The sequence below is a fragment of the Massilia sp. 9096 genome (assembly GCF_000745265.1).
Lineage (GTDB): Bacteria > Pseudomonadota > Gammaproteobacteria > Burkholderiales > Burkholderiaceae_D > Telluria.
Genome location: NZ_JQNN01000001.1, coordinates 43,238 through 65,881, shown reverse-complemented (window position 1 = coordinate 65,881; position 22,644 = coordinate 43,238). Strand labels below are relative to the sequence as shown.

Annotated in this window: 18 protein-coding genes; 11 read left to right on the top strand and 7 right to left on the bottom strand. The window is 67.8% G+C overall.

Annotated elements, in window-relative coordinates; all coding sequences use genetic code 11:
• The first annotated feature begins 48 nt into the window (after nucleotides 1-48).
• The 6 genes from FA90_RS00310 (at nucleotide 49) to FA90_RS00285 (ending at nucleotide 10,806) form a co-directional block, all read left to right on the top strand.
• Nucleotides 49-2,574, top strand: a complete 2,526-nt coding sequence (locus tag FA90_RS00310) for a diguanylate cyclase domain-containing protein (protein ID WP_036164641.1) — start codon at nucleotides 49-51, stop codon at nucleotides 2,572-2,574.
• A 24-nt stretch (nucleotides 2,575-2,598) separates the two neighbouring features.
• Nucleotides 2,599-4,011, top strand: a complete 1,413-nt coding sequence (locus FA90_RS00305) for a pyridoxal phosphate-dependent aminotransferase family protein (protein ID WP_156116524.1) — start codon at nucleotides 2,599-2,601, stop codon at nucleotides 4,009-4,011.
• Between the two features lie 13 nt (nucleotides 4,012-4,024).
• On the top strand, nucleotides 4,025-7,951 hold the full coding sequence (locus FA90_RS00300) for an AMP-binding protein (RefSeq protein ID WP_051971276.1): 3,927 nt from the start codon (nucleotides 4,025-4,027) through the stop codon (nucleotides 7,949-7,951).
• Nucleotides 7,948-8,538, top strand: a complete 591-nt coding sequence (locus tag FA90_RS00295) for a hypothetical protein (protein WP_036164639.1) — start codon at nucleotides 7,948-7,950, stop codon at nucleotides 8,536-8,538. The genes FA90_RS00300 and FA90_RS00295 overlap by 4 nt, the downstream gene beginning before the upstream one ends.
• Before the next feature lie 442 nt (nucleotides 8,539-8,980).
• Nucleotides 8,981-9,841, top strand: a complete 861-nt coding sequence (locus FA90_RS00290) for a flagellin (RefSeq protein ID WP_036164635.1) — start codon at nucleotides 8,981-8,983, stop codon at nucleotides 9,839-9,841.
• A gap of 101 nt (nucleotides 9,842-9,942) precedes the next feature.
• Nucleotides 9,943-10,806, top strand: a complete 864-nt coding sequence (locus FA90_RS00285; RefSeq protein ID WP_036164632.1) for a hypothetical protein — start codon at nucleotides 9,943-9,945, stop codon at nucleotides 10,804-10,806.
• Nucleotides 10,807-10,865: 59 nt separating this feature from the next.
• On the opposite strand, the gene FA90_RS00280 is transcribed toward FA90_RS00285, so the two are convergent.
• Genes FA90_RS00280 through FA90_RS00250 form a run of 7 tightly spaced genes read right to left on the bottom strand, consistent with a single transcriptional unit; the run spans nucleotide 10,866 to nucleotide 17,156 of the window.
• Nucleotides 10,866-12,959, bottom strand: a complete 2,094-nt coding sequence (locus FA90_RS00280; protein ID WP_036164629.1) for a flagellar biosynthesis protein FlhA — start codon at nucleotides 12,957-12,959, stop codon at nucleotides 10,866-10,868.
• Nucleotides 12,956-14,098 (bottom strand): flagellar type III secretion system protein FlhB, encoded by a 1,143-nt coding sequence (flhB, locus tag FA90_RS00275; protein WP_036164626.1) that lies wholly within the window; start codon nucleotides 14,096-14,098, stop codon nucleotides 12,956-12,958. Before flhB ends, FA90_RS00280 begins: the two co-directional genes overlap by 4 nt.
• A gap of 9 nt (nucleotides 14,099-14,107) precedes the next feature.
• Nucleotides 14,108-14,881, bottom strand: a complete 774-nt coding sequence (fliR, locus tag FA90_RS00270) for a flagellar biosynthetic protein FliR (protein WP_036164623.1) — start codon at nucleotides 14,879-14,881, stop codon at nucleotides 14,108-14,110.
• Between the two features lie 13 nt (nucleotides 14,882-14,894).
• Nucleotides 14,895-15,167, bottom strand: a complete 273-nt coding sequence (fliQ, locus tag FA90_RS00265; protein ID WP_036164620.1) for a flagellar biosynthesis protein FliQ — start codon at nucleotides 15,165-15,167, stop codon at nucleotides 14,895-14,897.
• 4 nt (nucleotides 15,168-15,171) lie between these two features.
• A complete protein-coding gene (gene fliP / locus FA90_RS00260) occupies nucleotides 15,172-15,951 on the bottom strand; it encodes a flagellar type III secretion system pore protein FliP (protein ID WP_051972059.1) in 780 nt (259 codons plus the stop codon).
• Nucleotides 15,952-15,956: 5 nt separating this feature from the next.
• Nucleotides 15,957-16,301 carry a FliM/FliN family flagellar motor switch protein gene (locus FA90_RS00255; protein ID WP_156116523.1) on the bottom strand — a complete coding sequence of 115 codons (345 nt, stop codon included), beginning with the start codon at nucleotides 16,299-16,301 and terminating at the stop codon, nucleotides 15,957-15,959.
• On the bottom strand, nucleotides 16,302-17,156 hold the full coding sequence (locus FA90_RS00250) for a flagellar motor switch protein FliM (RefSeq protein WP_036164615.1): 855 nt from the start codon (nucleotides 17,154-17,156) through the stop codon (nucleotides 16,302-16,304).
• A gap of 376 nt (nucleotides 17,157-17,532) precedes the next feature.
• Between FA90_RS00250 and FA90_RS00245 the strand changes: the two genes are divergently transcribed.
• From FA90_RS00245 to fliI, 5 genes are read left to right on the top strand one after another with little or no spacing between them, the layout of a single operon-like run.
• The gene (locus tag FA90_RS00245) at nucleotides 17,533-17,877 is read left to right on the top strand and encodes a flagellar hook-basal body complex protein FliE (protein ID WP_036164613.1); all 345 of its coding nucleotides are present in this window, start codon (nucleotides 17,533-17,535) and stop codon (nucleotides 17,875-17,877) included.
• 15 nt (nucleotides 17,878-17,892) lie between these two features.
• Nucleotides 17,893-19,635 (top strand): flagellar basal-body MS-ring/collar protein FliF, encoded by a 1,743-nt coding sequence (gene fliF / locus FA90_RS00240; RefSeq protein ID WP_036164611.1) that lies wholly within the window; start codon nucleotides 17,893-17,895, stop codon nucleotides 19,633-19,635.
• Nucleotides 19,616-20,638: a FliG C-terminal domain-containing protein gene (locus tag FA90_RS00235; RefSeq protein ID WP_036164610.1), complete on the top strand. Its 1,023-nt coding sequence runs from the start codon at nucleotides 19,616-19,618 to the stop codon at nucleotides 20,636-20,638. Before fliF ends, FA90_RS00235 begins: the two co-directional genes overlap by 20 nt.
• The gene (gene fliH, locus FA90_RS00230) at nucleotides 20,635-21,330 is read left to right on the top strand and encodes a flagellar assembly protein FliH (RefSeq protein ID WP_036164609.1); all 696 of its coding nucleotides are present in this window, start codon (nucleotides 20,635-20,637) and stop codon (nucleotides 21,328-21,330) included. The genes FA90_RS00235 and fliH overlap by 4 nt, the downstream gene beginning before the upstream one ends.
• Nucleotides 21,327-22,643, top strand: a complete 1,317-nt coding sequence (gene fliI / locus FA90_RS00225; protein WP_036164607.1) for a flagellar protein export ATPase FliI — start codon at nucleotides 21,327-21,329, stop codon at nucleotides 22,641-22,643. The genes fliH and fliI overlap by 4 nt, the downstream gene beginning before the upstream one ends.
• The last annotated feature ends 1 nt before the right edge of the window (nucleotide 22,644 follow it).

The window sequence follows — 22,644 nt, the reverse complement described above, 5'->3', positions numbered from 1 at the left end:
GGATGAAGAGCAAGAAATCGACCCGCCTTTCGCATTGCCTTAGACATCATGACCAAACCCGGCTCCAAACTGATCAGCCGTTACATCACCGCAATCCACTGGTTCATCCCCATCGAGGCTCAGCAGAACGCCGCTCAGCTGACACGCGCGCAGAACGTCATCAATGCGGTCGTCATGGCGGCGTTGTCGGGACCGTTGTATGCGCTGGCCTACTACCTGCTGGGCTTCACCATCGCCGCGCAGGAAATCCTGACCTGCTGCGCCTTCATGTTCGTCACGCCGTTCCTGTTGCGCATGACGCGCAGCATCGTGGTCGCGCGTGAGGTCTTCCTGTGCGCGGTGTTCTTCAACTTCACCTGGCTGACCTTCCACCTGGGCGGCGTCAACGCCCCGACCGCCGGCTGGCTGATCACCGCGCCGGTGGTGGCGATGTTCCTCGGCGGCGTCGGCACTGCCGTGTTCTGGCTGGCGATGAGCTGCCTGGCCGCCGGCGGGGTGTATGCGCTGCCTATGCTGGGCATGGCCCTGCCGGCCCATCCGGTGCGCGACATGGACCTGCTGTACCTGCTGTGCGACGTCGGCCTGTACATGGTGATCGTGGTGTTCGTGCTGCTGTTCGAACTGACCAAGACGCAGGGCTTCATCAAGCTCGAGCAAGCCCTCAACGTGATCAACGAGCTGGCCATCCGTGACGAGCTGACCGGCACCCACAACCGGCGTCACCTGATCGGCCTGATCGAACACGAACGCGAGCGTGTGATGCAAGGCTGCACGGCGTTCTGCGTGTGCCTGCTGGACATCGACTTTTTCAAGCGCATCAACGACACCTACGGCCACGCGGCCGGCGACGTGGTGCTGCGCATGTTTGCCCTGACCGTGCAAAATCAGATCCGCGACACCGACGCGTTCGGACGCTATGGCGGCGAGGAATTCCTGCTGATGCTGCCTGCCACCTCGCTCGAGGACGCGATGGCGTTCGCCGAGCGCGTGCGCCAGCAAATCGAGAAGCTGGCGTTCCCGGACGTTGGCAATGAACTGCAAGTCTCGGTGTCGATCGGCGTGGCCCAGTTCCGCGCCGGCGAGACCATCGGCCAGACCATCACCCGCGCCGACGAAGCGCTGTACGTCGCCAAGTCGGTGGGGCGCAACCGCGTGGTCAACCACGGCCAGACCATCGAATTCCTGTTGCGCGAGCAGACCGTACCGATGTCCACCGTGGGCGCGCCCGCGGTGGACAACACCGACAGCAGCGAGTGCGACCCGCTTACCGGCCTGCTCGGCCGGCGCGTGCTGCGCGACCGCCTCGGCCACGCGATGGCGCGCGCGGTGCGCAACGAGCGCTCGGTCGGCCTCATGCTGCTGAACCTGAACAAGTTCAAGGACATCAACGAAGCCCTCGGTTTCGAAGCCGGCGATGCGATCCTGGTGCAGGTGGCGGCCAACGTGCGCCAGTGCCTGCGCGAGTCGGACACCGTGGTGCGCTGGGGCGGCGACGAATTCATCGTCATCCTGGAAGACCTGGCCCAACCCGCCGACGCCCAGCAGGTGGCCGAAAAGATCCTCGACCGCTTCGCGCTGCCGCTGCAGGCCTGCGAGCGCGAATGCTTCGTCAGCCTGTCGATCGGCATCGCGATCTTCCCGGCGCCCGGCTGCGACATCGACACGCTGCTCAAACGCACCGACACCGCCATGACGCGCGCCAAGCTGTGGGGCGAGAACTGCGTCCAGATCTACTCGTCGGACGCGCCGCTGCCGCCGAGCGAGCGCCTGCTGCTCAAGAATCACCTGCGCGAAGCGCTGGCGCACGACCAGCTGCTGCTCGAGTACCAGCCGCAGGTGGAAGGCGATACCGGCCGCATCGTCGGCGTCGAAGCGCTGATCCGCTGGAACCACCCGCAATACGGACGCATCGAGCCGGGCCGCTTCATCACGCTGGCCGAAGAGACCGGCCTGATCGTCCCGATCGGCGAATGGGTGCTGCGCACGGCCTGCCGCCAGCAAAAAGCGTGGCGCGACGCCGGCCTGCCGGCGCTGAAGATGGCGGTCAACCTGTCGGCACGCCAGCTCAAGCATCCGGAACTGGTCGGACGCGTGCTGGATGTGATCGCCGAGACCGGCATCGATCCGAGCTGCCTCGACCTGGAAATCACCGAGAGCATCCTGATCGACAATATGGAAATGAACCAGATCGGCCTGGGCGTGCTGCGCCAGGCGGGAGTCAAGATCTCGATCGACGACTTCGGCACCGGCTACTCGAGCCTGAGCTACCTGACCGAACTGCCGGCCGACATCCTCAAGATGGACCGCAGCTTCGTCATGCGCCTCGGCCAGGGCGACCCCGGCGCGCGCTCCTATGCACTGGCCGAATCGATCATCCACATGGCACACCGCCTGCAGCTGACCGTGATCGCGGAAGCGGTCGAGACGCCGGAACAGCTGGCCGACCTGCGCGCCATGGGCTGCGACTACGCCCAGGGCTACCTGTTCCACCGTCCGCAGGACCCCGACCGCGTCGCCGCGCTGCTGCGCACGCAGATGGACACCATGCCCTCCCCGACCCTGCGGGTCGCTTGAGCCCATAACCAGGAAAGCCCAACCATGTACGCTCAACCCACGCATCCGGCGTCCGACGACGTCGATTCCGAGATCGCCGCCGCGGACGCACTCGCGCGCCAGGTCGAAACCATGCTCGCCAACGGTTCGCTCGACGGCACCGCGGCCCAGTTCGCGCAGCCGCGCGGCGCCGACCTGCTGCGCCGCACCGCCGCGGTCGAGGCCTGGCACGACGCCCGCAGCAACGACGGCCTGTGGCAGTACGCGCGCTCGCTGGAAGGCGCGCCCTACCCGATCGCCAGCATCCGCGACGAAGCCGGGACCGCGGCGCGCGGCATCAACTTCGCTTCGCAGGATTACCTGTCGCTGGCTTCGCACCCGCAGGTCGCCGACGCCGCCGCGCGCGCGCTGCGCGAAGCCGGCCCGCACAGCGCCGGCTCGGCCGTCCTGCTCGGGAACACGCGCTACTCGCTGGCGCTCGAGCAGGCCATCGCCGGCCTGGTCGCGACCGAGCACGTGGCGCTGTTCCCGACCGGCTGGGGCGCGGCGTTCGGCGCCATCACCGCGCTGGTGCAGGCCCAGGACCACATCGTGATCGACCAGTTCGCGCACGCCTCGCTGCGCCAGGGCGCGAACGCGGCGACGTCCAACATCAGCATCAACCGCCACCTCGACGTGGCGCACGTGCGCCAGCTGCTGGGCGCCATCCGCGCGCGCGATACCGAGCACGGCATCATGGTCGTCACCGAAGGCCTGTTCAGCATGGACTCGGATACGCCCGACCTGGCCGCGCTGCAGGCGCTGTGCCACGAGTACGGCGCGACGCTGCTGGTCGACGTCGCGCACGACCTGGGCGCGATGGGTCCGGGCGGGGGCGGCTGCATCGCCAGCCAGGGCATGCTCGGCAAGATCGACCTGGTGATGGGCGCGTTCTCCAAGAGCTTCGGCTCGAACGGCGGCTTCGTCGCCACCGCCTCGCGCTCGGTCAAGCGCCACCTGCAGCTGTTCGCCGGCCCGCACATGTTCTCGAACGCGCTGTCGCCGGTGCAGGCGGCCACGATCGGCGAATGCATCCAGATCATCCGTTCGGAAGAAGGCGACACGCTGCGCGCCGACCTGATGCGCAACGTCGAAGGCCTGCGCAGCCTGCTCGCAGCCGAAGGCCTGACCTGCATGGGCATCGCATCGCCGATCGTGCCGGTGCTGATCGGCGGCGAAAAAGCCTCGCGCCTGGTGGGCAAGCTGCTGTTCGAACAATCGGTGTTCGTCAACCAGGTCGAGTTTCCCGGGGTGCCAATCGGCGCTTCGCGCTTGCGCCTTCAACTGATGTCAAACCATAATATGCAGCAAATCAAACGCGCTGCACCCGTGATCGGCCAGACGGTCGCACGAGCGCGCGCCGCCCTGGCCGCCGCCGAAGCTCGACGCCGCGACCATGGGGCCAACACAGCGGATTAACTGTTAGGGACATATGCGGGAAAACATCGACAAGCTGCACGAGGACATCATCTTGATCACCGAGCGGCTGCGCGAGCATGCCCGCACCACGCCCGACCGGCTGGCCTACACTTTCCTGCGCGACGACGGCAAGATCGACGAGCTGACCTATGGCCAGCTCGAACGCCGCGCCACCGCGCTGGCCGGCGCCCTGGCCGCGCGCGCCCCGGCCGGTGCGCGCGCCCTGCTGCTGTATCCTGCCGGCCTGGAATTCATCACCGTCTACCTGGCCTGCCTGCTGGCCGGGATCATCGCCGTGCCGGCCACCATTCCGCACAAGAGCCGCGCCTCGCGCCGCCTGAAGGCGCTGCTCGAAGACGCCGACCCGGTCCTGATCCTGACCCGCAGCGACAACGAGCCGGCCATCCAGCACAGCCTGTCGCTGGTCGAAGCGGCCAACCGCGCCTGCCTGTGCACCGACCTGCTGGCGGGCGACGCCGCGGACATCCCCGACGCCGAGCTGGACGCCATCCGCACCCGCCTGCCGCAGCCCACCCCCGAGTCGGTCGCCTTCCTGCAGTACACCTCGGGCTCGACCTCGCTGCCCAAGGGCGTCGAGGTCACCCATGCGAACCTCGCCGCCAACGTCGCCTCGATCCGCGACGGCTTCGGCTTCGATCCCTCCACCGTGATGGTCAGCTGGCTGCCGCTGTTCCACGACATGGGCCTGATCGGCAGCGTGGTCTCGCCGCTGCACGTGGGCTTCCACTGCGTCCTGATGGCGCCGGCCGCCTTCCTGAAGCATCCGCTGGGCTGGCTGGAAGCGATCACGCGCTACCGCGGCACCTGCGCCGGCGCGCCCAACTTCGGCTGGGACTATTGCGCCGCCAAGATCCGCGACGAACACAAGGCCGGACTGGACCTGTCCAGCCTGAGCGTCGCCTACAACGGCTCCGAGCCGATCCGCGCGGCCACGCTGCGCGCCTTCGTCGACGCCTTTGCCGCCCAGGGCATGCGCGAGTCCGCCCTGTTCCCGTGCTACGGCATGGCCGAGACCACGCTGTTCGTCTCGGGCGGCCCGCGCGGACGCGGCCCGCTGGTGCGCACGGTCAGCAAGTCCCTGTTGGAGGGCAACCAGATCCGCGACGCGCAGCCGGGCGACCCGGACGCGCGCGAGATCGTCAGCTCGGGCCGGATCGGACTGAGCACGCGCGTGCGCGTGGTCGATCCCGAAACCTCGCTGCCGGTGTCCAGCCATCGCGTCGGCGAGATCTGGGTGGCCGGCCCGAGCGTGGCGCGCGGCTACTGGCACCGCCTCGAGCAGACCGAGGCGACCTTCGGCGCGACGCTGGCCAACGGCAACGGCGAACGCTGGCTGCGCACCGGCGACCTCGGTTTCCTGCGCGACGGCGAGCTGTTCATCACCGGGCGCCTGAAGGACCTGGTGATCATCAACGGGCGCAACGTCTACCCGCAGGACATCGAGGAAGTCATCGAGCAGGCCATCGACTTCATCGAGCCGAACATGTGCGCCGCGTTCTCGGTGGAGATCGGCGGGCAGGAACGGCTGGCGATCGTCGCCGAGGCCAACCGCAGCCTGGTGCGCGCCGCCCAGCAGATCGAGAAAGAACTCGGGCACGACGAATACATGGCGCGTTTCGAAGCGACCGTGCAGCACATCCGCACCGTGATCGCGCAGCAGTTCGACGTCGCGGTGGCCTCGATCGTGTTCGTCAAGCCGGGCGCCTTCCCGCGCACCACCAGCGGCAAGGTACAGCGCGGACGTGCGCGCGAGCTGGCGCTGCATGGCGAGCTCGAGGTCGTGTACGTCATGCCGGGCAGTATTTTCGACCGCCGCACGCCGCGCGACCTGGCCCAGGCGGCCACGCTGCCGGCAGGGGCCGGTGCGCCTGCGGATGCCGCCCCTGACGCCGCTGCCGCTGCCGCCCCTGTCGCCCCTGCTGCCACCGTCGCGGCGCAATCGGCCGCCGCGCAGCCCGTCCCGACGGTCGACGCCGAGCGCGAACGCTCGCGCCACGAGGCCGACGCCATGATCGCCTGGCTGCGCCGTTATGCCGAACGGCGCCTGAATTCGCGCGTGATCGACGAACGCCGCACCATTCCGCCGTACGTCGTGCTCGACCTGGGCAATGCCGGCTTCTTCGGCCTGCAGGCGCCGCGCCGCTTCGGCGGCAAGGAGCTGACGACGGTCGACCTGATGCGCGTGATGGAGCAGCTGGCCGCGATCGACGTGACGGTGGCCACCATGGTCGGCGTGCACAACGGCCTGGGCATCCGCCCGCTGCTGCGCTTCGGCTCGGACGCCCAGCAGGAACGCCTGCTGCCGGCGCTGGCCGGGGGACGCCGTCTCGGCGCCTTTGCCCTGACCGAACCGGGCGCCGGCTCCAACCCGATGGCGCTGCGCGCCAGCGCCGTCAAGACCGCCGGCGGCTGGCGCGTGCAGGCCGAGAAGCAGTGGATCGGCCTGGCCTCCTGGGCCGGCCTGACCACGCTGTTCGCCAAGGCCAGCACGGCCGACGGCACGCCGCTCGGCATGATTTCGCTGCTGGTGGACGCCGATACCGAGGGCCTGACCCAAGGTCCGGAATCGCTGACGATGGGCATGCGCGGCATGGTCCAGAACACGCTGTTCCTGCGCGACGCCTTCGTGCCCGACGACGCGGTGCTGCTGGCGCCCGGCGACGGCATGGACGCGGCGCACGACGCTATGCTGTTCAGCCGCCTGGGCATCGGCGCGATCTGCGTCGGCGCGATGAAACGCTGCGCCCAGCTGATCGCGCGCTATGCCGGCCGCCGCACGGTGGGCACCGGCCTGCTGGCCGAGAACGCGGTCAGCGTGGTGCGCCTGCAGGGCCTGACGGCATCGATCGCGGCATGCGAGGCGCTGGTGCTTGCGCTGGCGGCGCAGATCGACGCCGGCGCGGCCCCGGGCGCGGAAGTTTACGTGGCCTGCAAGGCCGCCGCCACCGAAGCGCTGGGCGACGCGGCCGACCTGCTGGTGCAGATGCTGGGCGGACGCGGCTACATCGAATCGAACGGCGCGCCGCAGATCCTGCGCGACGCGCGCGTGATGCGCATCCTGGAAGGCCCGACCGAAACCCTGTACGCCCACCTCGGCGCATCGCTGGCCAAGCCGGGCTGCGCCAGCCGCGCCTTCCTGGCCGGTCCGCTCAAGCGCGCGCCGCTGGCCGCCGAGCTGGACGCGGCCGTGGCGCGCGTCGGCGAACTGGCCGACGGCGCCGAGCGCCTGTTCGGTTCGCGCGGCGCGGCACGCCAGTGGATCGATTACCGTCTGGGCGAACTGGCCGCCGGCGCGCTGCTGCTGGGCGCGGCCGAGCAGGCCCAGGAGAGCGAGCACGACGGCGCGCGCGCCCTGGCCGCCAGCCACGCCGTGGTATGGGCGCGCAGGCGCTTCAACGCATTGCTGCAGGCGCTGCTGGCCGAACTTGCGGCCCAGCGTCCCTACAGCAGCGCGGCCGACTTGGCGGCCGTGGTGGCCGGCTATGCCGAGTCCATCGGCGACGTCGACCAGACGCTGCCCGGCGAAGACCGCGAGGTCGACGCCCTGCTGCGCCGCGCCGCACCCGCACCGGCTTTCGCGCCGGCGTCCGCGCACGCGCCCGCCCCCACGCTCGCGCATGCGCCCGCGCACGCGAGCGCGGCGCTGCGCGCCCAGGTGCACGACAGCATCCTGCACTGGCTGCGCGGCGAAGGCCGGCGCGACGTGCACGCGGTCGACTTCGACGTGTCCTTCGCCACGCTCGGCATGGACTCGCTGGCGACCGCCACGATCGCGGTCGACCTCGAACAACGGCTGGGCATGGCGGTCGTGCCTGAAGTCCTGTTCGATTACCCGAGCATCAACGAACTGGCCGTCTTCCTCGAGCGCCAGCGCGAGTCGGGCGCGCCGGCCGCGGCCCGCTACGGAACTCCTGCATGATCGCCACCGCCTATCCCTTGCTGAAAGTCTTCGACCGCCTGCTGCCGCCGGCGGTACGCGCCCACGACACCGAATTGCAAGGGGCGCGCCAGCTGTCGCTGCTGGCCGCCGTCACCGCCGGCAGCGTGCCGCTGCTGACCGTGATGTACCACCTGCTCGGCTACGATGCGGTCGGCATGATGGTGATCACCGCCGGCATCGTCATGATGGTCAGCCCGTTCACGCTGACGGCCGGCGCCGGCCTGCCGCTGGCGCGCGACCTGTTCGTCGGCGCGCTGTTCATGCTCAAGATCGGGATGGCGCTGCAGCTGGGCGGCATCGGCGCGCCGACCACGCCCTGGTTCGTGCTGTGCCCGGCGGTCGCGATGCTGATCGGCGGCCTGCGTCCCGGCCTGGTATGGGGCGCACTCGTGCTGGTCGCGCTGGTGGCGCTGTTCGTGCTGCAGCACCTGGGCGCCTTGCCGCCCGCACCGGTCGACCCGGACGGCATGGCGGTGCTGCAGCTGGCCGGCATGATCGGCCTGCTGGCCCTGGTCGCCCTGATCGTGGCCCTGGCCATGGGCGCGGCGGCGACGCGCGGGCGCTGAGCCGCGCACGCGCCGGCCTCACAGAATCTTCACGAAGCGCAGGCGCTTTTCCCGATAGCCGTTCTGTTCGTAGAAGCGCCGGATCCCCATCCATCTCCATTATGAAAGCCTGGCCCGAGCCGCTCGGGCCCAGCGCCTGCAGCTGCCGCGCGACCCGCTCTGACTGGGCGATATAGCCAAGCCGTCCAAACAGGCCGGCGACGGCCTGACCATCTTCGGCTGTGGCTTCACGGATCTGCACGGTGTCTCCTCGGCTTGCCACTCGGACAATGAAAAATCTTTTCGAAAAAAAATTTAAAAAATTTCTGTGTGGCACTTAATGCGCGGCTGAAAGCGGTCGTCTTGTACTTGTGAGAGCGAGACAAACACTCGAAACGAATCTCAAAGAACACTGCAAGACGAACCGATACCAACTGAATTCAAAGCTTTTTAGGAGCCTACCATGCTGAGCCTGCACACCAACAACGCCGCCCTGTCCGCACAAAACTCGCTGACCCGCACCCAGAACTCGCTGTCGACCTCGATGACCCGCCTGTCGACCGGCTACCGCATCAACTCGGCAGCCGACGACGCCGCCGGCCTGCAGATCGCATCGCGTCTGAAAGCCCAGAGCTCGGGCATGACCGTCGCAATGCGCAACACCCAGAACGCCACCTCGATGCTGCAGACCGCCGATGGCGCCCTGGACGAAGTCAGCAACATGCTGATCCGCATGAAGGACCTGGCCACCCAGTCCGCCGACGCGTCGTCGAGCGCCGACGACCGCACCGCAATGCAGTCGGAATACGACGCACTGGGCAAGGAACTGGGCAACGTGATGCGTAACACCACCTTCGGCGGCAGCCCGCTGCTGGCTGGCGGCACCATCGCCTCCGCGATGACCTTCCAGATCGGCGCATCGTCGGGCGAAACCATGAACGTCGACCTGAGCGCGGCCATGACCACCGCCGTGAGCGGCGTCTCGGGCGTTGCAAGCACCTACGCCCCGGCTGGCGCGGCCGGCAGCGAGATCACGACCCAGGGCGGCGCCAACACCACCATCGACAATCTGAAGGACGCGCTGGCATCGATCAACACCGTCCGTTCGGGCCTGGGCGCTGCGGAAAACCGTCTGAGCCACGTGTACAACAACCTGTCGAACATCAGCACCAACACCAAGGCCGCTACCGGCCTGATCATGGACGTCGACTTCGCGACCGAATCGTCGAACATGACCTCGAGCCAGATGCTGATGCAAGCCGGCACCGCCATGCTGAAGCAGACCAACAGCATGTCCTCAATGGTCATGTCGCTGCTGCAGTAATCAAGGCTTCCCTACCCGGCTGACGTACCTGCCGGGACCCTCCAAAGGCCAGCCTCCGCTGGCCTTTTTTTCTGGCTTTTTTCTACTATACTGCTGAGATCATGGCCAGCTTCTCCTTCCCGCCTCTCCTCCCACCGCCCGTGGCGCCGCCGCCGCAGGTCGATGCCGTGACGGCCGTCCTGCCGGTCGCGCTGCTGCAGGCCGAGCTCGATGCGCTGCCGCTGCCGACGCCGGCGCCGGGCGCGCAGGCGGCGCCGGTCCTGCCGCAGCCGGACGGACTGGATGCCGCCGCGATGCGTCCCGACCAGCTCATGATGGCGCGCCAGCTGACCTGGCCGGCGCCGGAGGGCGGCAGTCTCGCCGCCGCCTGGCGCGGCATGGTGAGCAACTACGGCGCCCAGGTCGTCACGCGCGACCTGCAGGCGCGCACCAATCCGCTGCCCGCCGCGGCGCTGGTGCAGGCCGGCCAGCGCAACGACGGCAACCTGCCGGCCCTGCGCCAGCAGGATTGGCCGGGCGGTCCGCTCGACGCCTGGCGCTTCACCGTGCATGCCGGCGGCGCCCAGGCCCAGCATCTGCGCGTGGTCGAGGGCGAGCCGGAACAGCAGCGCCAGCAACGCCGCCGCCGCGCGCGCGCGGCGCTGCGCCTGGAGCTGGTGCTGGACGACGGCAGCGTGGTCACGCTGCAGGCCGAACCGGTGTTCGACGGGATCAAGCTGGAACTGTGCGCGCCGCACGCGCACGCGCTCGAGCGCCTGAAGGCGCTGCAACCGCAGCTGGAAGCGGCGGTGCGCCGCGCCGGGCTGCGCGTGCTCGAATGGCGCTATCGCGACGTGCTGCCCGAGGCGCGCGCCCACCTGCGCCTGCCGTCGGCCGACGCGGCGGCGGCGCTCAGCCTGCCGGTGTTCCGCGCCATGGCCGAACTGGCGCTGCTGCTGCCACAGCCGGCGCACGCGGGCGACTGAAACAAGAACGGCGCCCGGGGAACAAGCCCGGGCGCCGTTGTCCAGACCTCGGCTGCGGATCAGCCCACGGTGCCGACGATCGAGACTTCGCGGTTTTCCGGGATCTCGTTATACGACAGCACATTCAGGCCGGGGGCGAACAGGCGCGCGTAACGCGCCAGCAGCGGACGCACCTGCGGCAGCACCAGCAGGAGCGGCGCGGCGTGCTGCTGCTTCATCTGCTCGCGCGCGACCGGCATGTTCAGCTGCAGTTGCGACAGCAGCTGCGGGTCGATCGGGTAGTTGTCCAGCGCGACCTTGCCGCCGTTGTTCTGGCGCGCCTGGTTCAGCGACCCGAGCAGCATGTTCTCGAGTTCGCCCGACAGGTTAAACGCCGGCATTTCCTTCTTCTTGCCGCACAGGCCGGTGACGATCTGGCGGCGCAGCGCGCACCTCACCTCGGCCGCCAGCAGGATCGGATCCTTGGTGGTCTCCGAGCTGTCCAGCAGCGTTGTGGCGATCACCACGATGTCCTTGAGCGACACGTTCTCGGCCAGCAGCACGCGGAACACGCGCAGCAGCTGGGTGTGGCTCAGCGCCTTGTCCAGCGCCGATGCCAGCTTGGGCGACAGCGCGGTCAGGCGCTCCATCAACGCCGGCACGTCCTCGTGGCGGAACAGCTCGGCCATGTAGTCCTTGGCGATCTTGGAAGTGTGGGTGGCGATCGCGCTCGCCACTTCGACCACCTGGTAGCCCTGCCCCAGCGCGTGCGCCTTCTGGTCCGGCTCGATCCAGGTGATGGCCATGCCGAAAGCCGGTTCGATCGCCGGGATGCCGTCGAGGTCGCCGTAGACGTTGGGCGACGGGATCGCCATCAGGCACTCGGGCTGCACTTCGCCCTCGGCGACCGTGGTGCCATTGATCGAGATCGCGTACTGGTTCGGGCGCAGCGTCAGGTCGTCGCGCACGCCGATGGGCGGCAGCAGCAGGCCCATTTGCTCGGACAGGCTCTGGCGCACGCCCTTGATCCGCTTCGGCAAGGTCTCGCCCTGGGCCTTGTCGACCAGGTGCACCAGCTTGTAGCCGACGGCCACCGTGATCGGCTGCACCACCGGCAGCTGCTGCCAGTCGAGTTCGGGGACTTTCTCGTCGCGCAGCGCGGCCTCGATCGCCGCCACGTTGGTGTCGGCGGGCGCCTTGACCTGGGTCGAGAGCCGGAAGCCGACGTAGCCGAGCACGCCGGCGAACACCATGAAGAAGAACCACGGCATGCCCGGCACCAGGGCCAGGATCACCATCACGCCGGCGGCCGAATACAGGACTTGGGGCTGGGCCAGCAGCTGGCCGCCGATCTGCTGTTCGAAGTCGCCCGAATCGCTGATGCGGGTGACCAGGATCGCGGCCGCGGCCGACAGCAGCAGCGCCGGAATCTGCGCGACCAGGCCGTCGCCAATGGTCAGCAGGGCGTACTGGCGGAAGGCGTCGCCGAAGGACAGGTTGTGCATCAGCGAACCGATCGCGACACCGCCGACCAGGTTGATGATGAGGATCAGGATCGAGGCGACGGCATCGCCGCGCACGAACTTCGAGGCGCCATCCATCGCGCCGTAGAAGTCGGCTTCCAGCGCGACGTCCTTGCGCCGCTGCTGGGCTTTTTCCTGGTTGATCAGGCCGGCGTTCAGGTCGGCGTCGATCGCCATCTGCTTGCCCGGCAGCGCGTCCAGCGTGAAGCGCGCCGACACTTCGGAGATGCGTTCCGCACCCTTGGTCACGACCACGAAGTTGATGATCATGAGGATCACGAACACCACCAGGCCGACCACGAAGTTGCCGCCGATGACGACGTTGCCGAAGGCCTCGATGACCGAGCCGGCGGCGCCGGTGCCCTCGTGGCCGCGCAGCAGCACCACGCGGGTGGAAGCCACGTTCAGCGTCAGGCGCATCATCGTGGTGCCCAGGATCACGGTCGGGAACACCGAGAAGTCCAGCGGGCGCCGGCTCGAGACCGAGACCAGGATCACGATCAGCGCCAGCACGATGTTAAAGGTGAACAGCACGTCCAGCAGCACCGGCGGCAGCGGGAGCATGATCATGGCCAGGATCGTCACCAGGAACGCCGGGGTGGCGAACTTCTGGCGGCGCAGCTCGAGCAGCAAGCTCTGGATCACATTCATGTCGAAGAAACCTCACTCAAATGGGCCGGCACGGCCACTTCATTTGGAAACCGCGGGGGCGCCTGGCGCCGGCCCGCACGAAAAGCATTCAATTGCAGCACGTAGTTCAACACCTGCGATACCGCCTGGTACAGCGCCGCCGGGATCTGCTGCTGGACCTGGCTGGTGTTGTAGATCGCGCGCGCCAGCGGCGGCAGCGCGACCGTCTCGATCTTGTGTTTGGCCGCGACCGCGCGGATGTACAGGGCCATCTCGTCGACGCCCTTGGCCACCACGAACGGCGCCTCGGCGCGGTTGACGTCGTACTTCAGCGCGACCGCGTAGTGCTCGGGGTTGACGATCACCACGTCGGCGCCCGGCACTGTCTTGTTCACGTTGCGGCGCGCCAGCTGCTGCTGGAGCTGGCGGATGCGCTGCTTCACTTCGGGCTTGCCCTCGGAACTCTTGTACTCTTCCTTCTGCTCCTGCTTGCTCATGCGCTGGCCGCGCGCGAACAGGAAAGCCTGCAGCGGCACGTCGATCAGGGCGAAGATCAAGAACACCGCGATCAGCGCCATCAAACCGTCGAACATCTGCCCGGCGCCGCGCAGCAGCGCGTCGTTCAGGGGCAGGCGCTGCAGGTCGACCCAGGCGTTGACCGTCGAGCGCACTACGTGCACCAGCACGACCGCCAGCAGCGCAGCCTTGGCGACCGAGGTGGCCACGCCGCTCCAGTGCTTGGCGGTGCCGAGCTGGCCCAGGTTGCGCATCGGCGAAAAACGGTCCAGGCGCGGCATCAGGTTCTGGGTCGAGACCACCCAGCCGCCCGGCACCATGCTCGCCGCCAGCACCGCCACCGGCACGCCCAGCAGCGGCAGCACCATTTTCACCAGCAGCATGCCGGCCGCGCCCCACACCACCGACAGGGCGTTCTCGATGTCGCCGGCCGCGCCCAGCGGCACGTACACCAGGTGGAACAGCGCGCGGAACGACTCCAGGTAGCCCGGCAGCAGGAATACGAACAGCTTCAGGCTGGCCAGGATGCCGACCGCCGTCGCCAGGTCGCGCGAACGCACCACCTGGCCCTGCTCGCGCGCCTTTTTCAGCTTCTGCGCAGAGGCCTTTTCTGTCTTGTCGCCACCGGTGTCGCTACCCGCCATGTCGAATCCTCAACGAAGCCTCATTTGCTGCTGGATCATCTCCAGCACCCGGTTGGTCATCTGCACGTAGTGCTCGGGGACGAAGCGCACGACCTGCACCAGCATCATCAGGCCGAACACGGTCACCAGCGAAAACCCGAGCGAGAACAGGTTCAGCGACGGCGCCACGCGGTTCAGGAAACCGAACCCGATCTGCACCACCAGCGTCGAAAACACGATCGGCAGCGCCAGCAGGATCGCGGCCGAGAACACCCAGCCGACGTTCAGCGCCACCGCCTGCAGCAGCATCGGTCCCTGCCCCGCCCCGACCGGCCAGGCCCTGAAACTCTGGCCCAGGACGCCGGCCAGCACCAGGTGGCCGTCGACGGAGAAGAACACCAGCGTCGCCACCAGCCCGAGTAGCGCCGTGATCACGTCCGACTGCTGGCCGTTGATCGGGTCGTTGATCTGCGCCATCGAAAAGCCGATCTGGCTCGAGGCCAGGAAACCCAGCATGTTCACCACCGCCATCGTCAGCTGCATGGCCAGGCCGATCACGCCGCCGATCACGGCCTGCTCGGCCATCGCCAGCACGCCGGCCAAGGAGAACGGATCCGGCATCGCCCCGCCTTGCGTCAGCGGCAGCATCAGGAACGCCAGCACCACCGACAGCAGCACGCGCACCGTCACCGGCACGGCGGCGTCGCCGATCGCCGGGGCGGTCGACAGCAGCGCCATGATGCGGCAGAACGGCCACCACAGCGCGCCGATCAGCGGCAGCAGGAGATGAGTTACTTCCAGCATCTGGCCTGCGCGCTCATCCGACCAGCTGCGCGGCGCGCTGGAACACCGTCACGCAATAGTCCATCAGCTTGCCGGTCATCCAGTGGCCGGCCAGGATCAGCGCCAGCAGCGTCACCAGCAGGCGCGGCAGGAAGCTCAGCGTCTGTTCGTTGATCTGGGTGGCGGCCTGGAACAGCGCGACGATGATGCCGGTTACCAGTCCCGGCAGCACCATCACCATCACCAGCAGCATCACCAGCTGCAGGGCCTCGACCACGATGTCGACGGCGATATCGGGCGTCATCATAGTGTCACCATGCGTGAATGCTGCCGACCAGCGTGTTCACGGTCAGCGTCCAGCCGTCGACCAGCACGAACAGCAGCAGCTTGAACGGCAGCGAGATCACCAGCGGCGACAGCATCATCATGCCCATCGCCATCAGCACCGACGACACCACCAGGTCGATGATCAGGAACGGGATGAACAGCATGCAGCCGATCTGGAAGGCGCTCTTCAGTTCGGACAGCACGAAGGCCGCCAGCTTGACCGTGAAGGCGCGCTCCATCGGCGCCATCTGTTCCGGCTCGCCGGACAGGTGCGCGATCTGGGCCAGCGCGGTCTTGCTGGTCTGGGCCAGCATGAAGCGCGACAGCGGCACCTCGGCGGTCTTCAAGGCCTGCTCGAGCGAGATCTTGTCCTTGTCGTACGGGACGAAGGCTTCGTTCCAGACCTGCAGGCCGACCGGGCGCATCACCAGCAGGGTCAGGATCAGCGCGACGCCGGTGACGATCCGGTTCGGCAGGCCCTGCTGCAGGCCGAGCGCCTGGCGCAGCAGCGACAGCACGATGACGAAGCGGGTGAAGCTGGTCATCATCATGATCATCACGGGCAGCAGCCCGAGGATGGTCATCAGGACCAGGATCTGCGACTTCACGGTCAGGCCGCTGCTCGAACCGGGGATCACGCCGGCCAGCAGGTCCTGCCCGGCCGGTGCGGCCATGGCGCCGGCGCCGGCCAATAAAAGAACGGCGCCGGCGAACCATCGGTAGCGGGCCGGCGCCGGGCGGCGCGCGACGGCGCCGCGGCACATCAAGGTCATGGTGCGATCAGGTCCAGGTTGAGACCTTCGAGGTCGATCACCTTCAGGCCGTACTGCTCGCCGGCCACCACCACTTCGGCGCGGCCGATCGCGGCGCCGTTGACCTTGATGACCAGCGGCTCGCCGGCCAGTATGTCGAGCGGGATCACGCTGGACGGGCCGATCGCCATCAGCTCCTGCAGCGAGATGCGGGCCGAGCCCACTTCCAGCGTCAGCGTGACGGGGATGCGGCGCATCATCTGCGGCAGGCGGGCTGCGCCGGGCGCGGCAGGCGCTACGGCGGCGGCGTCGTCGATGATGATGTCGCCAGCGGTGAATTGGTCGTTCAGGTTCATGTCCATTTATTCGGCATCTTCAAAAGAGGTTAAACACAGCTTGCCCTTGTGCTCGGCGACCGCTGCTGTAAACAAGCGCGCCTCGTCGAGCAGGACGTCGGCCCGGCCTACGCTGACCGGGATGACGTCGCCCACCTTGATGTCGAACAGCTCGCCCAGGGTGATTTCCTTGCTCACCAGGCGGCCTTCGAGTTTGACCTGCAGCTTCGAGACCAGCGGTTCGGCCGGGCCCTGCGGCGCGCGCGGAACAGGGCTGTCCGCGCGCAGGGTGCTCAGGATCGCGGCCATCAGCGTCTGGTCGGGGGCGATCCAGAACTGGCCGGGATTGTCATTGATGTCACGCACACACACGCACAAAGCCCAGTTACTGGCGCCCGGCATGGTCGCTGCGGCCACCGCGCCGGCAGGCACCGGCTGCGGTGCGACCTCCATTCCCAGGCTGGCAGCGACGCGCGAATACAACAAGTCGATCATCTGTTGCGTCAATACGACGGTCAAACGGTCTTCGGTCGCCGTTACACGTTCGGCTTTCGGGTCCCGCTGAGTTGCGCCGGCGCTACGCCCACCGTAGCGCCGCTCCAACAGTGTCAGTAATAAACCACGCTCGAAAGCGACCGAAACCTTACCCAGAGGGCCGTTTACGGCCATCCAGCGCAGGTCGTCGAGCTGCGGCGCGCGCCCGAATTCGGCGCCATCGAGACGCCAGCCAGCCCAGTAGCGGCGGGCGCTGCCCTGCATGGCGCTGTCGAAGTCGTCTCCCAGGAGAGTGGCGAACTGGGGCAGCAGATGGACCGGACGCCCTAGAAGACGGGGGTCGAGGACCTGGTGCTGGGAAGGGTTGGCAGGGGTGGCGAAAGACATGTTTCAGTTAAATAATTGTTAAGCGGAGATGCTTTCTTTTCATTCCATCAGGCAACTATTATACCGTGTAAAGTGTATCGCGACGTGTATCCCGAGATTTGATATTACCCTTTGAATTAACGATTGCCGTACGGTAAGATGGCGTCATCGGCTCAGGAAGTTATGGAAAATCATGATCGTAGCGGCAGGGAACGACTGATATTCTCCCCGCTTCCTCACTAGAGTCCAAGCCGGACACGGGTGCTAGCAATTTTACAATTTCCGCAAAGCACGCAATATTTCACGAAAAGCAAACGACCAAATTTCACATTTGACCACCGTTTCGCGACTGTTCGTCACATCCACGCAACATTTCAGCATGGGAGCATGTAACACGATGGGAACTGAACTTGCTGGTCTGATCCGCGCCGATCTCGCCGCACTGACCAACGATGCCAGCCGCCTCGCAGTGGCGCCGGCAATCGACGCCGGCCGGATCGGCCAGGCTGCCCCCAGCGGCGGCTTTTCGTTCGCACAAACGATGAAGGACGCCGTCACCAGCGTCGACCAGGACCAGCAGGTGGCCAGCGAGAAGATGGCCGCCGTCGAAAGCGGCAAGAGCGACGACCTGGTCGGCGCCATGCTGTCGTCGCAGCAGGCCAACCTTTCTTTCTCCATGCTGATGCAGGTCCGTAACAAGGTGATGGGCGCCATGGACGAACTGCTCAAACTGCCCGTCTGACAGGAATAAACCGAAGTGATTGCCGCTCTCAAGAACGCCATCGGCGACAAGCGCCTGACCCTGCCGCCGGCGCTGGCCAAGAACCTGACGCCGATGCTGGTGCTGGCCATTGCCATCACCGCCGCCGTCATGCTGTACACCTGGAAGGACGCCGCCGGCTACAAGCCGGTGTTCGGCGCCCATGAAAAGGTCGCCTCCACCGACATGATGGCCGTGCTCGACGCCGAGCACGTCTCCTACCGCATCCACCCGGACAGTGGCCAGGTGCTGGTCCCGTCCGGCCAGCTGGGCAAGGTACGCATGCTGCTGGCCGCCAAGGGCGTGACCGCGCAGCTGCCGGCCGGCCTCGAGCTGATGGACAAGAACGACCCGCTCGGCGTGTCGCAGTTCGTGCAGGACGTGCGCTTCCGCCGCGGCTTGGAAGGCGAACTGGCGCAGTCGATCATGACCATCGACGCCATCTCGTCGGCGCGCGTGCACCTGGCGATTGCCAAGTCGACCTCCTTCGTCGCCAGCGACGGCGACAAGTCGTCGGCTTCGGTCATGGTCGCGGTCAAGCCGGGCCACCAGCTGTCGAACGAGCAGATCGCCGCGATCGTGAACCTGGTCTCGGGCAGCGTCTCCAGCCTGGCGCCGAACCGCGTGTCGCTGGTCGACCAGAACGGCAACTACCTGTCCTCGCGCGTCGACCTGACCGAAGGCTTCGACGGCGCCGCCCAGGGCGATGCCGCCGCCAAGCGCTACCAGGACGAGGTGCACGCCAACGTCGCCGAGCTGCTCGGCCCGGTGCTCGGCGCCGACAACTTCAAGGTCAGCGTGACCGCCGACGTCGACAACGACAAGATCGAAGAGACGCAGGAAAAATACGGCGCCGATCCGAAGATCACCAGCGAAGCCAGCCGCGACGAGCAGGAAAAGAGCCGCATGGCGATGGGCGTGCCGGGCACCCTGTCGAACCGTCCGCCGGTGGCCGCCAACCCGGCCGATCCGAACGCCGCCAACGCCGCCAACGGCGCAGCCAATCCGGGCGCCAAGCAGGACGACGGCAGCGCACGCAAGAACGCGAGCAGCAAGCAGTACGCCTACGACCGCGCCATCACCCAGATCAAGCGTGCCCGCGGCCGCCTGAAGAAGCTGTCGGTGGCGGTGGTGCTGAACAACGCCAAGGCGGCTTCGCCGAAGACCGGCTGGACCCCGGCCGAGATCGCCAACATCGAGAAGATCCTGCGCGGCGGCCTGGGCATCGACACCAACCGCGGCGACGTGCTGGCGGTGTCGGCCCTGAGCTTCCCGGCCCCGGCCCCGGTCGAGCCGTGGTACCAGCAGCGCGACAACGTGGTCGATTTCGCCGGCTATGCGATGTATGCGATCGGCGCGCTGTTCGCCTGGTTCGCGGTGCTGCGTCCCCTGATGCGCATGCTGACCCAGCGCGGTGGCGCTGCGGGTGCGGCCAAAGGCCCGAACCTGGCCACGATGCAGGCCGGCGCCGACCGCGCCCTGGGCGCCAACGCCCCGGCCGGCGCGCTGGCCGGCCCGGCGGGCGCCGCGGGAAACGTGGCGGCGGGCGCGCCGGCCCTGGGCCTGGGCGGCACGCAGACGGTCCAGCCGCTGCTGGAAAACTATGATTTGCCACCGGCCGGTTCGGCGGTGGATGTGATGGTGGATCACCTGAAGGTCCTGGCGGGCAAAGAGCCGGAGCGGGTGGCGGAAGTGGTCAAACAATGGGTGCAGAAGAAAAATGCCGGATCTGAACAGTAACGACATGCAAGAAGTGACGTTGACCCCGGTCGAGCAGGCGGCCATCGTGCTGCTCTCGATCGGCGAAGAGCCGGCAGCGGCCGTGCTGCGCTGCCTCGAGCGCGAAGAACTCATCGAGCTGACCCAGGTGATGAGCCGGATGAGCGGCATCAAGGTCGACGCCGTCAAGAGCGCGGCACAGAAGTTCTTCGACGACTATCGCCAGCAAAGCGGCCTGCACGGCGCCTCGCGCAGCTACCTCAAGCGCTCGCTCGACCTGGCGCTGGGCAGCGAGATCGCCAACTCGGTCCTGAACACGATCTACGGCGACGCGATCCGCCCGATGATGGCGCGCCTGCAGTACGCCTCGCCGAAGTGGCTGGCCGAGTACATCGCCGCCGAGCACGTGCAGATGCAGGCCGTGTTCCTCGCCTTCCTGCCGGCCGCGCTGGCCGGCCAGATCATCGACGCGCTGCCGGAAGACGGCCGCGAACTGGTGCTGCTGAACCTGGCGCGCCTGGAAGAGATCGACCGCGACCTGCTGGGCGAGCTGGAAGACCTGGTGGCGCGCTGCCTGTCCGCGCTCGACACCCAGAGCGCCGCCGTGGAAGGCGTGCGCCAGGCCGCCGAGATCCTCAACCGCCTGCCGAACAACCGCGCCGAGATGGTCGAGCTGCTGCGCGCGCACGACCCCGAGGTGGTGTCGCAGATCGAGATGTCGATGTACGACTTCTTCATCCTGTCGAAGCAGACCGAACAGACCATCACGCGCCTGCTGGACGAGATCCCGCTGGAGCAGTGGGCGATCGCGCTCAAGGGCGCCGAGCCGGCGCTGCGCGACGCCCTGCTGGCCGCGATGCCCAAGCGCCAGGCGCAAAGCTTCGAAGACCTGATGAAGCGTTCCGGTCCGGTGCCGATGTCGCGCATCGAGCAGACCCGCCGCGAGATCATGGCCCAGGTCAAGGAGCTGGTCGACGGCGGCGAGATCGAAGTCCAGCTGTTCGCTGAGGCCACTGCCGAATGAAGCAGTTCCGGCCCTATCACTTCCCGCCGCTCACGCAGGTCGTGGCCAATGGCCGCGGCGATGCGAACGCCTCGTCGTCCGCCGCCGAAGATTGGCAGGGCGCGGTGGCCGACGGCTATCGCCAGGGCCAGCGCGACGGCTACGACGCCGGCCTCGAACAGGGCCGCGCCGACGGCCAGTCGGCCGGCCATGCGGAAGGTGTCGCGCGCGGCTACGAAGAAGGCCGCCAGCAGGCCCTGGCCGAGCTGGAGGCGATGTCCAAGCCGCTCGACGCCGCCCTGCGCGCGCTGAAGAAGATGCAAACCGAATTCCGCAACGCCCAACGCACCGAAGTGGTCGACCTGGTCGGCAAGATCGCACGCCAGGTCATCCGCGCCGAGCTCGCGCTGCAGCCGACCCAGATGCTGAACCTGGTCGACGAGGCGCTGGCCGCGATGCCCCCTGCCCGCGACGAGGTCGAAGTGCTGCTCAACCCCGAAGAACTCAAGCGCATCCAGGAGCTCGATCCGAAGCGCGCCAAGAAGTGGAAACTGCTGCCCGACCCGAGCCTGGCGCCGGGCGAGTGCCGCGTCAAGGCCGGCGACCATGAAGTCGACGCCGGCTGCCAGGGCCGCCTGGCCGCCTGCATGGAGCAGGTCAACGAGGCGCTGACCGCCGATCTGCAGAATCAAGCCGGAGGGCAGTCCGCATGAGCGCGCTCGCCGAGACCCTGCGTTCGCTCGACATCGGCGCGGTGCCGGTCGCCACCCCGACCGGGCGCCTGGTCGCGGTCCAAGGCCTGCTGCTCGAATCGGTCGGCTGCAAGCTGCACACCGGCCAGCGCTGCCGCGTCGAACTGGTCGACGGTTCCTGGCTCGATGCACAGGTCGTCGGCTTTCGCGACAAGGTGACCTACCTGATGCCGTTCAAGCAGGCCGACGGCCTGGTCACGGGCGCGCGCGTGCTGCCTGCCACCGGGCCGTCCAGCATCCAGATCGGTCCGCAATGGATGGGCCGCATGGTCAACGGCCTGGGCGAGCCGATCGACGGCCTGGGCCGCCTGGGCGGCGACCAGATCCTGTCGACCACGCCGCCCAAGGTCAACCCGCTGCGCAAGGCGCCGGTCGAGGAACCGCTCGACGTCGGCGTGCGCGCGATCAATTCGATGCTCACGATCGGCAAGGGCCAGCGTGTCGGCCTGATGGCCGGTTCCGGCGTCGGCAAGTCGGTGCTGCTCGGCCTGATCACGCGCCAGACCGTGGCCGACGTGATCGTGGTCGGCCTGATCGGCGAGCGTAACCGCGAGGTGCGCGAGTTCGTCGAGAAGTCGCTCGGCCCCGAGGGCCTGAAGCGCGCGGTGGTGGTCGTGGCCCCGGCCGACGAATCGCCGATGATGCGCGTGATGGCGACCGAACTGTGCCACTCGATCGCGGCGCACTTCCGCGACCGCGGCCAGAACGTGCTGCTGCTGTGCGATTCGCTGACCCGCTACGCGATGGCGCTGCGCGAAGTCGCGCTGTCGCTGGGCGAACCGCCGGCCACGCGCGGCTACCCGCCGTCGGTGTTCTCGCACCTGCCGCAGCTGTGCGAATCGGCCGGCAACGGCGAGCACCCGCACGGCAGCATGAGCGCCATCTATACGGTGCTGGCCGAAGGCGACGACCAGCAGGACCCGGTGGTCGACAGCGCGCGCGCGATCCTCGACGGCCACATCGTGCTGACACGCGAGCTGGCCGAGCGCGCCCACTACCCGGCCATCGACGTGGCGCAATCGATCAGCCGCTGCATGGCCCAGGTGGTCGCCCCCGAGCACGCGCAGGCCGCGCGCAAGCTCAAGGCCGCGCTGGCGCGTCACGCGCGCGTGCGCGACCTGATCCCGCTCGGCGCCTATCAACCGGGCGCCGATCCGGAGACCGACCGCGCCGTGAAGCTGCAGCCGCACATCGAAGCCTTCCTGTGCCAGGGCACCAAGGAAGACGCGCCGATCGGGCCCTGCATCGAACAACTCAAGGCGATGATGGCATGAC